This is a genomic window from Methylobacterium sp. B1, assembly GCF_000333255.1.
Classification (GTDB): domain Bacteria; phylum Pseudomonadota; class Alphaproteobacteria; order Rhizobiales; family Beijerinckiaceae; genus Methylobacterium; species Methylobacterium fujisawaense.
Genome location: NZ_BACT01000558.1, coordinates 1 through 13,231, shown reverse-complemented (window position 1 = coordinate 13,231; position 13,231 = coordinate 1). Strand labels below are relative to the sequence as shown.

Below are 13,231 nucleotides of genomic sequence, written 5' to 3'. Positions count from 1 at the left end.
GTCGCGGGAACCTCGATGACCGGGTCCGGGACCGTGTCGCAGCGGATGTCGTTGCGGCCGTGCCAGCACAGTGCCTTCATCGCGAGGATCTCCGGAGACTTTCGGGAATGCGGCCGGCTCGGCCGCCTTCCGGGTAAAGCCGTCGGCGGTACGGCCAAGTTCCCCGGGATCGCGTTTGGGAATCGCCTCGCCGACAGCCGAACCCTCGGGCCGCCAGGCCGCAGCGTTGTGGCCATGACAGGCTCAGGGCCGTCGATCTCAGGCTGGGCGGGGCTGCTGGACCGGCTCAGGACGAGGGGTTTACAAATGTTTCACGTGAAACAGCGGTGTTCACCGCCCTTTTACGGTTCGAAACGGTGCCAGGTCTGCCTGCCTCAGGCGATCCCGTCGATGCCGATGGGGAGCTGCTCCGGGCCGCGCAGGGACGCGCCCGGCCGATAGGGGGGCGGATCCTGCGGCAGACGCGGGGCGATCAGGCGGCGGCTCAGCGCCACCAGGGCGATCTCGGCCTCGATCCGCGCCAGAGGCGCGCCGACGCAATAATGCAGGCCGCCGCCGAAGCCGAAATGCTCGATATCGGACCGGTCCGGATCGAAGCGGTCGGGGGCGTCGAACCGGGCCGGATCGCGGTTCGCGGCGGCGAAGAGCAGGATGACGGGCGCGCCCTTGGGGATCGTCTCGCCGGCCACCGTGATCGCGCCGAGGGCCTTGCGGGTCCGGAAATGCACCGGCGGTTCGTAGCGCAGAACCTCCTCGATCAGGCGGGGGGCACGTTCGGGATCGGCGCGGAGCCGCTCCAGCTGCTCGGGATGCCGGAGCAGGGTCAGCATGGCGTTGGTGATGAGGTTCACGGTGGTTTCGTGGCCTGCTACCAGTAGAAGGACCGCCGTCGACAGGAGATCGAAATCGCTCAGCTGCTTGCGGCCGTCCGGACCGGGCGCGGCCAGACCGCTCAGCATGTCGTCGGTCGGGCGCCGCCGCTTCTCGCGGATGAGGTCGCGCATATAGGCGGCGATCTCGTCGAAGGCCCCGACGATCTTGCGGCGGGTCGCGTCGTCGTGGCGCGCGTCCGGCTCCACCGCGGTGGCGAGCTGCGTCGCCCAGGCCTGGAACCGCGGCTCGTCCTCCCGCGGAACGCCGAGCAATTCGCAGATCACCGTCACCGGCAGGGGATAGGAGAGATCGCTGACGAGGCAGACCTCCCGGCGTCCCCGACATGTATCGATCAGGGCGTCCACCTCGCGGGCGATCCGTGGCCGCAGGGCCTGCACGCGCGCGATCGAGAATTCCCGCATGACGAGGCTGCGCAGCCGGTCATGGTCCGGCGGGTCGCGGAAGATGAACGGTCGGTGCGTGGCGCTGATGCGGTTCTTGATCGGATTGAGGATCAGGTCCTTGAGCGGGTTGCCGGTGCGCGGACGCCGGGGCGGCGGCAGATCCTCGGAACTGAGCCGCGGATCGAACAGCAATCCGCGGATCGCCGCGTGCGTGGAGACGACGTAGCTGCCGTCGCGCTGGCGGGAGACCGGCCGCTGCCGCAACCGGGCATAAAGCGGGTACGGATCGGCCCGGTTTGCCGGATCCATCACGGCGGCGAACAATGCGTCGTCAGACATCGACGGTCTCGGTGGATGGGCGCGCCGGGGCGGCTAGGCGCGGAGACGGGAAGCCCGGGGCGGCGGTCTGAACGCGCGGCTGGTCGGTGGCGTCGATGATCGGCGGGAAGGCGGCGCCGGCCGTGATCGCCTCCGCGTAGGCGGGCAGCCAGCGGGCCTGATCGAACGAGACGGCCGCGATGCTGCGCCCGGCCCGGCCGTACACGGCGAGAAAGCGCCGGGAGGACCGAGACCCCTGCACCACCGCGACGGAATCGGCGCCCTCGGGAAGCCCGATCACCTTGATGTTGATCCCGAACTGGCTCGACCAGAAGGCCGGCAGGTGCGCGTAGGGGCGCTGGTCGCCGGGGCCGGCCAGCATGTTGCGCGCGGCGTGGGCCGCCTGCTCGACGGCGTTGCCCCAGTGCTCCACCGCGATCAGGCGATCGCCGTAGAGCGGGATCGGCCACCGGGCGACGTCGCCGGCGGCGTAGATGTCCGGGCAGGGCGCCCCGTCGGCGTCGAGGACCCGGCAGGCCGCGTCGCAGGTCACCCCGCCGGCATCCGCCTTCAGGCCCGCGCCCCGCAGCCAGCCTGTCGCCCGGGTCGCCCCCAGGGCCGCGATGACGAGGTTGGTCTCGATCGTGCTGCCGTCGGCCAGTCGGGCCCGTGCCACATGCCCCGCCGCATCGCCCTCGAAGGCGCGCACCATCGTGTTGGGCCGGAACGCCGCGCCGGCGTCGCGCAGGCACGACGCGATCACCCCGCCGACGAAGCTTCCCAGGCCTCGAGCCAGGGGCGCCGGATTCGGATCCACGAGGGTCACGGGCAGGCCGAGATCGCGCAGGCACGACGCCGCCTCGCAGCCGATCAAGCCGCCGCCCACGATGAGCACTTGGCGCGGGCGCGAAACCAGGGCCTCCCGGAGAGCCGCGGCATCGTCGCGCCCACGCAGGGTGAAGAGGCCGGCGAGCCCGCCGCCGGTCTCGGCCGGCCAGGGCCGGGCCTCGGCGCCGGTGGCGATGAGGAGGGCCTCGTAGGCCAGGACCGACCCGTCGGCGAGCCGAAGGGTGCGGGCCGCCCGATCGAGGGAAACGGCCGGGCTTCCGAGGCGCCAGCGGGCGTGGAGGTCGGTCAGTTCCGGCAGCCGGGTGGCGTCGGCGGCGAGTTCCCCGGCGAGCACGTGCTTCGACAGGGGCGGGCGGTCGTAGGGGCGGTGCGGCTCGGCGCCGACCAGGGTGAGCGGGCCGTCATAGCCGCCCCGCCGCAGCGCCTCGGCGCCGCGCAGGCCGGCGAGGGATGCCCCGACCACGACGATGCCGGCAGGTTCGGGGGTCACGGGGCGTCTCCGTCATCCGGGCCGGCCTGGAGGCTGATGGCGCGGACCGGGCAGGCCTCGACGGCCCGGTCGACGGCGCCGCGCCGGTCGGCCGGCGGCGCAGGATCGTAGAACAGGATCTCATGGCCGCGGATGGCGAAGGTCTCGGGTGCGGCGTAGCAGCACTGGGCGTAGCCCTGGCAGCGGTTGAGGTCGACGACGACCCGGAGCGCCCCGGCGCCGGCGGCCGGCTTCATGCCGACCTCGCGAGACGGCCTGCGCCGCCGGCACTTGACCGTGCGAGGTCGTCCACCGCCGTCAGGATGGAGGCCATGGCGTCCCGGGCCGCGAAGGCGTCCCGCAGCGCCCCGGCGCGCGTCCGGAAGCCGGGCTCGTCGAGCACGCGCCCCACCGCGGCGCCGATGGCCTCCGGGCTCGGTGCGTTGGTCCCGAGGTTGATCCCGACGCCGGACCAGCCGATGCGCGCGTTCACCTCCGCCTTGTCCTCGGTCAGGCCGGCCGACACGATCGGCACGCCGGCGGCGAGGGCCTGCGAGACGCTCCCATAGCCGCCGTTGGTGACGAGCACGCTCACCCGCGGCAGCAAGTCCCGGAACGGCAGGAAGCACGACACCCGGGCGTTGGCCGGGACCGGACCCGTCAGTGCGTCCACGGGACGGCCGCCGGTGGTGGCCAGGACCAGCAGATCGTCCCGGTCGGCCAGGGCCGCGAGGGTCGGCTCGACCAGCTCGCCGAAATCCGCGTTGGCCAGCGTTCCCTGGGTGACCAGCACGACGGGCCGGCCCGCCGCGTTCGCCTGTTCCAGCTCGGGCCACCAGTCCGGAAGCGGCGCGGGCGGCGTCGGCGGCTGGAGCAGGCCGATGAAGCGGAGGCCGGAGGGCAGGGTGCCGTAATCGTACTCGAAGCCCGGCACGGTCGGCTGCAGGAACAGGTCCGGCAGGATCACGATGGAATGCGGCAGCGAGGCCGGCAGCGGCGGCAGGCCGAGCCGCGCGAGCGTCGCGTCGGTATAGGCCCCGCACCGGGTTGACGAAGGCCGCGTCCATGCCGGCCTTGAGGCTGGCATAGCGGACCAGGTCGTCCCGGTCGCGGGCCGGGGGCAGGCCGAGGCCCACGGGCGCGTGGTCGGGCCGGTCGAGGAACAGGAAGCTGACGTTGACGGTCACGATGGGCGGCCGCGGCGCGGTATCGAGGAGCAGCGGCAGCACCCCGAGGAACATGCTGCCGGCCAGGATCACGTCGGGGGCCTCGGCGGCGATCAGCGCCCGCAGGGCGGCGGCCTGGACCGGCATGGGATCCACGAAGCGGCGCTCGAATTCCCGGCGGTAGCGCTCCGGGCCGGCGGGCAGTTCGGTCTCGCGGTACGCGGCCGCATCATGGTCCGCGTACGGCGTGAACCGCAGACCCGCCGCCTCCACCTTCGGCCGGAAGGCCGGGTCGGTGAGAACGAGGACGTCGTCCCCCCGGGTGGCAGCCGTCCGCCCGATGGCGAGGAGCGGGTTCACGTGGCCGGTGAGCGGCGTCGCGGCGATCAGGATCTTCATCACGGCCTCTTCGAGCGCAGCCGGTCGAGCCGGCGGCGCTTCGGATCAGGGTGCCGGCGCCTTCATGCGCAGCGGCCCCGTGGCCCCCGACGCGCCGGACTCACAGGGGGAATCGCAGCCGGGCCTGCGCAGTTACACAACCGGAGGGTGCTTCGTGCGGCACCGCACCATCGCACCCGGCCGAACAACCGCGCAAGATCCGAATGTCGGATGCCACGAGGCGCGCGCGGCCTGTCCAAGGCAGGGGCGCACCGGCCGTGGCGGCCATCCTCGGCGGACCGGAAAGCCGTCAGTCGACCACGACCACCCGGTTCGGCAACTCGTCCGGGTCGCCGGGCTCCGCGGGGAGATGTTCCGCCAGGCAGGCGCCGACACGCTCGACCGCCGCCGTCAGGCCATCCTCGACGGCGCCGCGACCGAGGGCCGGGACCAGCTCGGCGAGGATCCCGTCCCAGGCGGTGGGCGGGATCTCCCGGAGGACGCCGAGATCGGTGACGATCTCCGCGTGCCGCTCGGCGAGCGACAGGTAGAGCAGTACGCCGGTGCGGCGGCGTGTCAGGCTCAGGCCTCGGGACCAGAAGGCCCGGCGGGCGGCCTCCCGGGCGCGGGCCCGGCGCAGCTGGCGCGGCACGAGGGCCATGCGCAGCCGCTCGTTCTGGCTTGCGACAAGGATCGCGGCCACGAGGGCCGCCTGCGCCAGCAGGATCGACGCTGCGCTCCAGGCCGTCAGGGCGATCAGCGGCCAGGGCAGGAGCAGCGCCGCCGCCAGGGTCGCGAGCAGGATCACGGAGCGATAGGCGCCGGCGCGCCGGCTGACCATCACGACGATCTCGCCGGATGTCCCGGCTTCCGCCCGGGCCACCGCGCGGGCGAGTCGCGCCCGCGCCTCCGACGTCAGAACATCCGCGCGTCTACCAGTCACCGGAGGCTCCTCCGCCGCCCGACGAGCCGCCGCCGCCGGAAAAACCACCGTCGAAGCCCCCCGACGATCCGCTGTCCGAGAAGCCGCCGCCCCATCCGCCCGAGCCGGGGCCCGGCAGGATGACGAGGCCGCCGCCCCGCCCCATCCTTCCGCTCCGGCTCATGCGCCAAGCGACGAAGAGCACGATCAGGAACAGGGCGATGAAGACCGCGACCTGGGCGGGATCGACCTCGTCGGCCCGCACCTGCGGCTTGCGTTGCCATTCCTGCGCGTCGCCCGACAGGATCGACAGGATGCCGTCGACGCCGGCATTGAGGCCGCCGAAATAATCGCCGGTCTTGAAGCGCGGGGTGATGGCGCTGGCGATGATGACCTTGGACAGGGCGTCGGTCAGCGCCCCCTCCAGGCCGTAGCCGACCTCGATCCGGACCTTCCGCTCGCTCGGCGCCACGAGCAGCAGGACGCCGTTGTTGGTCTTGGCCTGCCCGAGCTTCCAGTCCCGGAACAGGCGGTTGGCGTAATCCTCGACGGTCGTGCCCTGCAGGTTCGGAACCGTTGCAACGACCACTTGGTCCGAGGTCTTGTCCTCGTGCGCCTTCAGCTTGGCGTCGAGCGTGCCGCGCTGCTCCGGGGTGAGGATGCCGGCCGCGTCGACCACGCGGCCGGTCAGCGCCGGGAAGGTCAGCTCGGCCGCCCACGCCCCGATCGCGGAGACCGTCAGGCAGGCTGCCAGGACGGCGAGCGACAGGGCGAGGCGCGCCCGGACGGGCATGGTCCGACCCATGGTCCGCCCCATGGTCCGCCCCCTGTGCCGCACCCTAGAACTTCACGTTCGGCGGCCGGTCGGCGTTCGGCGTCGCCGTGAAGGTCTCCATCGGCTTGGCGTCGGGATACAGGATCGCCGCGATCCAGCGGCCCGGGATCGTGCGCACCTCGGTGTTGTAGGCCTGGACGGCGGTGATGTAGTCGCGCCGCGCCACCGCGATGCGGTTCTCCGTGCCCTCGAGCTGGGATTGCAGGGCGAGGAAGTTCTGGTTCGACTTGAGGTCGGGATACTTCTCCACCGTCACCAGCAGGCGGCCGAGCGCCCCAGAGAGCTGGTTCTGGGCGTCCTGATACTCCTTGAACTTCTGCGGATCGCTGACCGTGGAGGCGTCGACCTTCACGCTGGAGGCCTTGGCGCGGGCCTCGGTGACCCCGATCAGCACGTCCTTCTCCTGCTGGGCGTAGCCCTTCACGGTCTCGACGAGGTTGGGGATCAGGTCGGCCCGGCGCTGGTACTGGTTCTGCACCTCGCTCCAGGCGGATTTGGCCTGCTCCTGCAGCGTCGGCACCCGGTTGACGGCCCCGCAGCCGGAGAGGCCCGCGGCCACCAGGATCACCGAGAGCACGCCGAAAAGGCGCGCCGCAGGCGATGTCCGGCGCCCCGCACCGGCCGTCAGCGTCGTTCCCATATCGTCCCCCATCTGCCGGCCGAGACTCGGCCGCTTGATCACGAACACGAGAGATAAGCGCCGGAACCGCCAAGGTAAGGTCCCCGCGTCCTCGGCCTTGTAGGATTGTGGTGTTGCCCGGTAAGGGCGTCGGCAACGGACCGGGTCGGCGCACGTTCGGACCCTCGGGTCGATCATTGGGTCGATCATTGGGTCGATCATTGGGTCGATCATCGGGTGGACCCATCGGCGCGGCGCCGCGGAGACCGGGAATGGATGCAGCACTCGCCGATCATGTCCGGGCCGCCAGCGCCGCCGCGCGGCGCCACGCCCTGGCGTACCGGGCGCCCTCCGGCAAGGATGCGCTGCCCTGGTCGATCATCGAGGCGTTCGACGCCCGGGTCCGCGGCCACCTCGCCCGCGACCCACGGATCGAGGACGAACGCGACCGGGTCCTGATCGCCGCGGTGAAGCTTGCCGAGACGCCGGTCGAGGAGGGCGAGGAGAGCATCGCCCAAGCGCGCGCCCATCTCGTCGACGCGATCGACTACCTGGAACAGGCGGTGCTGCGGCTCGGCCTCGTCAACCGGGAGGGGGCCAAGGCCGGTCTCGGCACCTACGGCCAGCCGGTCGGATCCCGCGACTGACGGCACGCCTGACCGAACCGTCACCGGATGTCCGCCGACCTGCCCGCGGCCGCAACCCTCAGCCGCCTCGACCTGAAGACCCTCCGGCTGTTCGCGGCCATCTGCGCAGAGGGGACCCTGAACGGCGCGGCCCGCCGGGCGGCGATCGCGCCCTCGGCGGTGAGCAAGCGCCTCGCCGAGCTGGAGCACGCGCTGGGCTGCACCCTGCTCACCCGCGAGCCGCGCGGCATGCGGCTCACGCCGGCGGGCGAGACCCTGCTGCACCACACCCGCCGGATGCTGGCGAGCGCCGAGCAGATCGCCCTGGAACTCGCCGAGCACGCCCGGGGCGTGCGCGGCTTCGTGCGGGTGCTCGCCAACCTCTCGGCCATCGTGGAATTCCTGCCCGAGGACCTGCAGGCCTTCCTGGCGGCGCAGGCCGGGATCCGGGTCGACCTCGAGGAGCGCCCGAGCGGCGGCGTCGTGGCCGGCGTCGAGGAGGGACTCGCCGATCTCGGCCTCTGTGCCGACAACACCGACACCCGCAGCCTCACCGCCTACCCGTACCGGAGCGACCGCCTCGTCCTGGTGATGCCCGTCGGGCATCCGTTGAGCCGCCGCGGCGCCGTCGCCCTGGCCGATACCCTCGACTACGACCATGTCGGGCTGCACGCGGAGAGTTCGATCTACGCCGCCCTGCGCGACGAGGCCCGGCGCCTCGGCCGGCCCCTGCGTCTGCGCATGCACGTCCCGAGCTTCGACGCCATCTGCCGGATGGCGCAGGTCGGCCTTGGTCTCGGGACCGTCCCGGAACATGTCTACGCCCTGCTCGGACCGCCGATGCGGCTCGCCGCGGTGCCGCTCACCGATCCCTGGGCGGCGCGCACGCTGCGCCTCGTGGTCCGGCCCGGACCGGTATCCCCGGCGGCGGCGCTCCTCTTGGACCATCTCCGGGCCGCCGGGCGCTGAGTCTGCGTTCTCCGCTCGCGAACGCACGATGTTGCATGGCGTTTGGACTTCGCGGCGGGAACGGCCGTATTTTCCAGGCAACCAAAGATGGAGGAAAGCCGTGTCCGGTCCGCTCAGCGGTATCCGCGTTCTCGAGCTTGGTCAGCTGATCGCCGCGCCCTTCGCCACGCGGCTGATGGCCGAATTCGGCGCGGAGGTCATCAAGGTCGAACCCCCGGGTGAGGGTGATCCCCTCCGGAAGTGGCGCAAGATGCACGAGGGCACCTCGCTCTGGTGGTACCTGCAGTCGCGCAACAAGAAGTCGATCGCGGTCAATCTGAAGTCTCCGGATGGCCTCGACATCGTCAAGCAGCTCGCCAAGAGCGCCGATGTCGTGGTCGAGAACTTTCGGCCCGGCGGTCTGGAAAAGCTCGGGCTGGGCTGGGACGTGCTCTCGGCGCTCAACCCCAACCTCGTGATGGTCCGCATCTCGGGCTACGGCCAGACCGGGCCCTACCGCGACCGGCCCGGCTTCGGCGCCATCGGCGAGTCGATGGGCGGCATCCGCTTCACCACCGGCAGCCCGGAGGCTCCGCCGGCGCGGGTCGGCGTCAGCATCGGCGACACCCTGGCCTCGCTCCACGGCGTCATCGGCGCGCTGATGGCCCTGCTGCGGGTCAAGACCGGACAGGGCGCGGGCCAGGTCATCGACGTCTCGCTCGTCGAGAGCGTGTTCAACGTGATGGAGAGCCTCGTTCCCGAATACGACCTGCTGGGCGAGGTCCGCACCCGCACCGGCGGCGCCCTGCCGGGCATCACCCCGTCGAACACCTATCCGACGCGGGACGGCGGCTACGTGGTCATCGCCGGCAACAGCGACCCGATCTTCCGCCGCCTGATGACGGCGATCGGCCGGCCCGACCTCGCCGACGACCCGGCGCTCCGCAACAACGAGGGCCGCTCGCAGCAATCCGCGATGCTCGACGGCACCATCGCCGACTGGTCGAAGACCAAGACCGTCGAGGAGGCGCTCGCCGTCCTCGACGCCGCCGACGTGCCGGCCGGCCGGATCTACTCGGTGGCCGACATCGTGGCCGATCCGCACTACCAGGCGCGCGACATGATCCTGCAGGCGGAACTGCCCGGCGGGACCGCGGTGAAGATGCCCGGCATCGTGCCGAAGCTCTCCGACACGCCCGGCGAGGTCCGATGGCAGGGGCCGGCGCTGGGCGCCCACACCGATTCCGTGCTCGCCGAGCTCGGTCTCGACCCGGCGCGCATCGCCGCGCTGCGCGAGAAGGGAGCCGTGGCATGAGCGGCGACACGCTGATCGTCCAGGAGGTCGCCACCCGCGACGGCTTCCAGATCGAGCCGGTCTTCGTGCCGACGGCGGAGAAGATTCGCCTGATCGACGCCCTGGCGGCGGCCGGCTTCAGCCGGATCGAGGTCTCCTCCTTCGTCTCGCCGAAGGCCGTGCCGGCGCTCGCCGACGCAGCCGAGGTCTTTTCCGGGATTCGGCGCCGGCCCGGGACCGTTTACGTCGCCCTGGTGCCGAACCCGAAGGGCGCCGAGCGGGCGCTCGCCGCCAAGGTCGACGAGATCAACCTCGTCGCCTCGGTGAGCGAGACCCACAACCGCGCCAACATGGGCATGAGCCCGGCCGACTCGATCGCCGGCTTCGCCCGGATCATGGATTCGGTGCGCGGCGCCCCGGTCAGCACCAACGCCACGGTGGCGACCGCCTTCGGCTGCCCGTTCGAGGGCGACCAGCCGGTCGACAAGGTCGTCGCGCAAGTGGAGCGCTACCTGTCCCTCGGCATCGACGGGGTGACGCTGGCCGACACCACCGGCATGGCCAATCCCCGGCAGGTGGGCCGCCTCGTCGCGCGGGTCCTGCCGCTGGTCGGCCCCGGGCGCCTGACGCTTCATTTCCACAACACCCGCGGCCTCGGCCTCGCCAACGTGCTGGCTGCCTACGATGCGGGCGCCCGCCGCTTCGACGCGGCGCTCGGGGGCCTCGGCGGCTGCCCGTTCGCGCCCGGCGCCACCGGCAACATCTGCACCGAGGACCTCGTAAGCATGGCCCACGAGATGGGCGTGCCGACGGGCCTCGACCTTCCGGCGCTGATCGGCCTGTCGCGGGATCTGCCTCGCCTCGTCGGCCACGACGTGCCCGGCCAGGTCGCCAAGGCTGGACGCCCCTGCGATCTCCACCCGGCACCGGCCAAGGCCGCCTGAGAGTGCGTTGACCCTGCGGCCGCGATCCCGCGCCACGCGAGGGAGATCCTGGTCGCGCCCTCATCCTGAGGTGCCGGAGCACAGCGGAGGCCTCGAAGGAGGTCTTCAGGCATCGCGCTTCGGACCGGAGGGCTCCTTCGAGACGGCTTCGCCGCACCTCAGGATGAGGGCGCGGGTTGGAGGAGCCCAGTCGAACAGGCTCTGAGCTCACCCGGGGCAAGCCGCCCGTCCGAAGGCGGCGCCCCCCACCACGTGTCCGAAAACAACAACACGGAGGAAACCATGACCGCAGCCCTGTCGGGTTCGCCGGCCGCCGTCGAGGCCGGTGCGGTGACGGAGACGAGCGTCGTCCGCAAGGTCGCGTGGCGGCTCATGCCGCTGATCATGATCTGCTACATGTTCGCGTTCTTCGACCGCATCAACATCAGCTTCGCCAAGTTCCAGCTCCAGAGCGACCTCGGCTTCAGCAACGTCGCCTACGGGCTCGGCGCGAGCATGTTCGTCGTCGGCTACGTGATCTTCGAGGTGCCCTCGAACCTGATGCTGTACCGGGTCGGGGCGCGCCGCTGGATCGCCCGGATCATGATCTCCTGGGGCATCGCCACCGCGCTGATGATCTTCATCCGCAGCGAGTGGCACTTCTACGCCCTGCGCTTCGTGATCGGCGCCATGGAGGCGGGTTTCGCGCCGGGCATCCTCTACTACCTGACCCTGTGGTTCCCGGCCTCGCATCGCGGGCGGATCACCAGCTTCATGTTCGTGGCCTCGGCCTTCTCGGGCATCTTCGGCGCGCCGGTGGCGGGCCTCATCCTCGGCGGCCTCAACGGCGTCGGCGGCCTCGCCGGCTGGCAATGGCTGTTCCTGGCGGGCGGCCTGCCCTGCCTCGTCCTCGGCCTGCTCGTGCTGACGCGCCTCGACGACCGGATCGCCGACGCCCGCTGGCTCTCGGAGCCCGAGAAGGCGCTCCTGTCCAGCCGCATCGCCCACCACAACCGCGAGATCGGCGACCATTCGCTCCTCGGGGCGATTCGGCAGCCGGGCTTCCTGATGATCGCGCTGATCTACTTCCTGCTCCAGATCGGCTCGTATGGCCTCAACTTCTGGGGGCCGGACCTGATCAAGACCGCGAGCGGCGGCCAGGCGGCCTCGGTGGGCTTCCTCACGGCGATTCCCTACATCTGCGGCGCGATCAGCATGGTCGTGATCGGGCGTCTCTCCGACGCCTCTGGCGAGCGGCCGAAATTCGTCGCGGGTCTCGCCATCACGGCGGCGCTCGGCTTCTTCGGCGCCGGCCTGTTCGACAAGCACATCGTGCCGCTGATGTTCGCCCTGGCCCTGCTGGGCGCCGGCATCGTCGCCTCGATCCCGACCTTCTGGACGCTGCCGGCCAAGCTCGTCACCGGCGTCGGCGCGGCGGGCGGGATCGCGCTGATCAACACGCTGGGCCAGTTCGGCGGCATCGTCAGCCCGGTGATGGTCGGCTGGGTGAAGGATCTGACCGGCTCGACGACGCCGGCCCTGTACGGCATCGGGGTGCTCTGCCTCGTCGCCGCCGGGCTCGCGCTCTTCGCCATGCCGGCGAGCCTGCGCCGGAGCGACAGGGCGGCCTGATCCGGCCGCATCGGGCGTCCCGGGCCGACGGGCTACGGGACGCCCACCAGGGCCGCCTGCCGATACGCGCGGGGCGCTGCCTCGTAGCGCCCCTTGAAGCGGCGGGCGAAGTGGGCTTGGCCGGCGAAGCCGCAGCCACAGGCGATCAGGCCGATCGACAGGTGCGAGCAGGCCGGATCGGCCAGCCGCCGGGCGGCGGTTTTCAGATGAGCCTCGGCGCGCTGGACCACGACGCTGCCGTTGACGGGCTGGGGCACCTCCCGGGCCAGCCGCTCCGAGAGACCGGCGATGATCAAGTCGATGCCGATCTCCGTCATGCGCGCGGCTGCGGCTGCCCCGAGACGGTCGCGGACACGGATCAGCTCGCTGAAGACGCTCATTGCCAGGCTTGCGGATGCGCGATCGGCGCCGACGGTCAGGGCCGTGTAGAGCCGGGCCGGTCCGAGCCGCGCTCCAGACGGTCGCGCGGCACATCCAGGATCCGGCGACTGTCCGTCTCCGTCATCACCACCAGCGGCTGACGATCGACTACGACGAGGGAGCGGATCTCCGCGCGTTCCCGCTTGGCCGCAAAGGGCTTTGCTTGGAGCGTCCGAAGCTCAACCGTCATGAGGGGGGCGGAGATGATCTCCCGTCACCGTCGGACGCTGTCCTGCGCTGGAAGACCGGCGGTTGAGAACAGAGTCTGCACGGATCGATCCCCGCGACACCGGGATGGGGGAAGAGGGCTGTCGGCTGCGGGACGTCGTCGGGCGGAGCAGATCCCGCACGCCGTGCCCGGACCCGGCAGACGGCACCGGTGAGCCGTCCCGGGCTGGAGCCCGACAGGCGGCCGCCGACGCCGAAAATGAGTTCGGATGCCGATCTTCGCGGCCGAAAACAGTGAATGCCGCGGTAACCAATTCGAGGATCGGTCGCCCTGCGCGACGGATCAAAAAACCTCGCGCTCACGGACAAACCCCGGCCCGCTCATAT

The 13,231-nt window shown here is 71.5% G+C and carries 13 protein-coding genes and 1 pseudogene; 5 read left to right on the top strand and 9 right to left on the bottom strand.

The features are described from left to right. Positions 1 to 374: 374 nt before the first annotated feature. The 7 genes and pseudogenes from I53_RS16440 to I53_RS16410 form a co-directional block, all read right to left on the bottom strand. Positions 375 to 1,616 (bottom strand): cytochrome P450, encoded by a 1,242-nt coding sequence (locus I53_RS16440; protein ID WP_043352561.1) that lies wholly within the window; start codon positions 1,614 to 1,616, stop codon positions 375 to 377. Beyond that, positions 1,609 to 2,934: an FAD-dependent oxidoreductase gene (locus tag I53_RS16435; protein ID WP_043352560.1), complete on the bottom strand. Its 1,326-nt coding sequence runs from the start codon at positions 2,932 to 2,934 to the stop codon at positions 1,609 to 1,611. The genes I53_RS16440 and I53_RS16435 overlap by 8 nt, the downstream gene beginning before the upstream one ends. After that, positions 2,931 to 3,170 carry a ferredoxin gene (locus I53_RS16430; protein ID WP_043352559.1) on the bottom strand — a complete coding sequence of 80 codons (240 nt, stop codon included), beginning with the start codon at positions 3,168 to 3,170 and terminating at the stop codon, positions 2,931 to 2,933. Before I53_RS16430 ends, I53_RS16435 begins: the two co-directional genes overlap by 4 nt. Further along, positions 3,167 to 4,478, bottom strand: a pseudogene (locus I53_RS16425) (glycosyltransferase). The gene I53_RS16430 and the pseudogene I53_RS16425 overlap by 4 nt, the downstream one beginning before the upstream one ends. 289 nt (positions 4,479 to 4,767) lie before the next feature. Beyond that, entirely contained in the window at positions 4,768 to 5,400 is a 633-nt protein-coding gene (locus I53_RS16420; protein ID WP_043352558.1) for a TPM domain-containing protein, read from the bottom strand. Beyond that, positions 5,390 to 6,184, bottom strand: a complete 795-nt coding sequence (locus I53_RS16415; RefSeq protein WP_043352556.1) for a TPM domain-containing protein — start codon at positions 6,182 to 6,184, stop codon at positions 5,390 to 5,392. Before I53_RS16415 ends, I53_RS16420 begins: the two co-directional genes overlap by 11 nt. A gap of 34 nt (positions 6,185 to 6,218) precedes the next feature. Next, positions 6,219 to 6,854, bottom strand: coding sequence for a LemA family protein (locus tag I53_RS16410; protein WP_043352562.1), 636 nt, complete (start codon positions 6,852 to 6,854; stop codon positions 6,219 to 6,221). 251 nt (positions 6,855 to 7,105) lie between these two features. Between I53_RS16410 and I53_RS16405 the strand changes: the two genes are divergently transcribed. The 5 genes from I53_RS16405 (at position 7,106) to I53_RS16385 (ending at position 12,256) form a co-directional block, all read left to right on the top strand. Beyond that, positions 7,106 to 7,480 carry a hypothetical protein gene (locus tag I53_RS16405; protein WP_043352555.1) on the top strand — a complete coding sequence of 125 codons (375 nt, stop codon included), beginning with the start codon at positions 7,106 to 7,108 and terminating at the stop codon, positions 7,478 to 7,480. Between the two features lie 27 nt (positions 7,481 to 7,507). Further along, on the top strand, positions 7,508 to 8,428 hold the full coding sequence (locus I53_RS16400; RefSeq protein ID WP_043352554.1) for a LysR substrate-binding domain-containing protein: 921 nt from the start codon (positions 7,508 to 7,510) through the stop codon (positions 8,426 to 8,428). Positions 8,429 to 8,528: 100 nt separating this feature from the next. After that, complete coding sequence (locus tag I53_RS16395; protein WP_043352553.1) at positions 8,529 to 9,722, top strand: CaiB/BaiF CoA-transferase family protein; 1,194 nt, start codon at positions 8,529 to 8,531, stop codon at positions 9,720 to 9,722. Then, the gene (locus I53_RS16390) at positions 9,719 to 10,645 is read left to right on the top strand and encodes a hydroxymethylglutaryl-CoA lyase (protein WP_043352552.1); all 927 of its coding nucleotides are present in this window, start codon (positions 9,719 to 9,721) and stop codon (positions 10,643 to 10,645) included. The genes I53_RS16395 and I53_RS16390 overlap by 4 nt, the downstream gene beginning before the upstream one ends. 282 nt (positions 10,646 to 10,927) lie before the next feature. After that, positions 10,928 to 12,256 (top strand): MFS transporter, encoded by a 1,329-nt coding sequence (locus tag I53_RS16385; protein ID WP_043352551.1) that lies wholly within the window; start codon positions 10,928 to 10,930, stop codon positions 12,254 to 12,256. Between the two features lie 32 nt (positions 12,257 to 12,288). Here I53_RS16385 and I53_RS35170 read toward each other — a convergent pair whose 3' ends face one another. Beyond that, positions 12,289 to 12,636 (bottom strand): helix-turn-helix domain-containing protein, encoded by a 348-nt coding sequence (locus I53_RS35170; protein ID WP_051044844.1) that lies wholly within the window; start codon positions 12,634 to 12,636, stop codon positions 12,289 to 12,291. Between the two features lie 35 nt (positions 12,637 to 12,671). Further along, the gene (locus tag I53_RS35165; RefSeq protein ID WP_051044843.1) at positions 12,672 to 12,866 is read right to left on the bottom strand and encodes a hypothetical protein; all 195 of its coding nucleotides are present in this window, start codon (positions 12,864 to 12,866) and stop codon (positions 12,672 to 12,674) included. Between the last annotated feature and the right edge of the window lie 365 nt (positions 12,867 to 13,231).

Excerpts from the sequence above, each read along its gene's own strand:
- I53_RS16410 (WP_043352562.1), bottom strand. The coding sequence starts at position 6,854 with ATGGGAACGACGCTGACGGCCGGTGCGGGGCGCCGGACATCGCCTGCG.
- I53_RS16390 (WP_043352552.1), top strand. The coding sequence starts at position 9,719 with ATGAGCGGCGACACGCTGATCGTCCAGGAGGTCGCCACCCGCGACGGC.
- I53_RS16405 (WP_043352555.1), top strand. The coding sequence starts at position 7,106 with ATGGATGCAGCACTCGCCGATCATGTCCGGGCCGCCAGCGCCGCCGCG.
- I53_RS35165 (WP_051044843.1), bottom strand. The coding sequence starts at position 12,866 with ATGACGGTTGAGCTTCGGACGCTCCAAGCAAAGCCCTTTGCGGCCAAG.
- I53_RS16400 (WP_043352554.1), top strand. The coding sequence starts at position 7,508 with ATGTCCGCCGACCTGCCCGCGGCCGCAACCCTCAGCCGCCTCGACCTG.
- I53_RS16430 (WP_043352559.1), bottom strand. The coding sequence starts at position 3,170 with ATGAAGCCGGCCGCCGGCGCCGGGGCGCTCCGGGTCGTCGTCGACCTC.
- I53_RS16440 (WP_043352561.1), bottom strand. The coding sequence starts at position 1,616 with ATGTCTGACGACGCATTGTTCGCCGCCGTGATGGATCCGGCAAACCGG.
- I53_RS16415 (WP_043352556.1), bottom strand. The coding sequence starts at position 6,184 with ATGGGTCGGACCATGCCCGTCCGGGCGCGCCTCGCCCTGTCGCTCGCC.
- I53_RS16385 (WP_043352551.1), top strand. The coding sequence starts at position 10,928 with ATGACCGCAGCCCTGTCGGGTTCGCCGGCCGCCGTCGAGGCCGGTGCG.
- I53_RS35170 (WP_051044844.1), bottom strand. The coding sequence starts at position 12,636 with ATGAGCGTCTTCAGCGAGCTGATCCGTGTCCGCGACCGTCTCGGGGCA.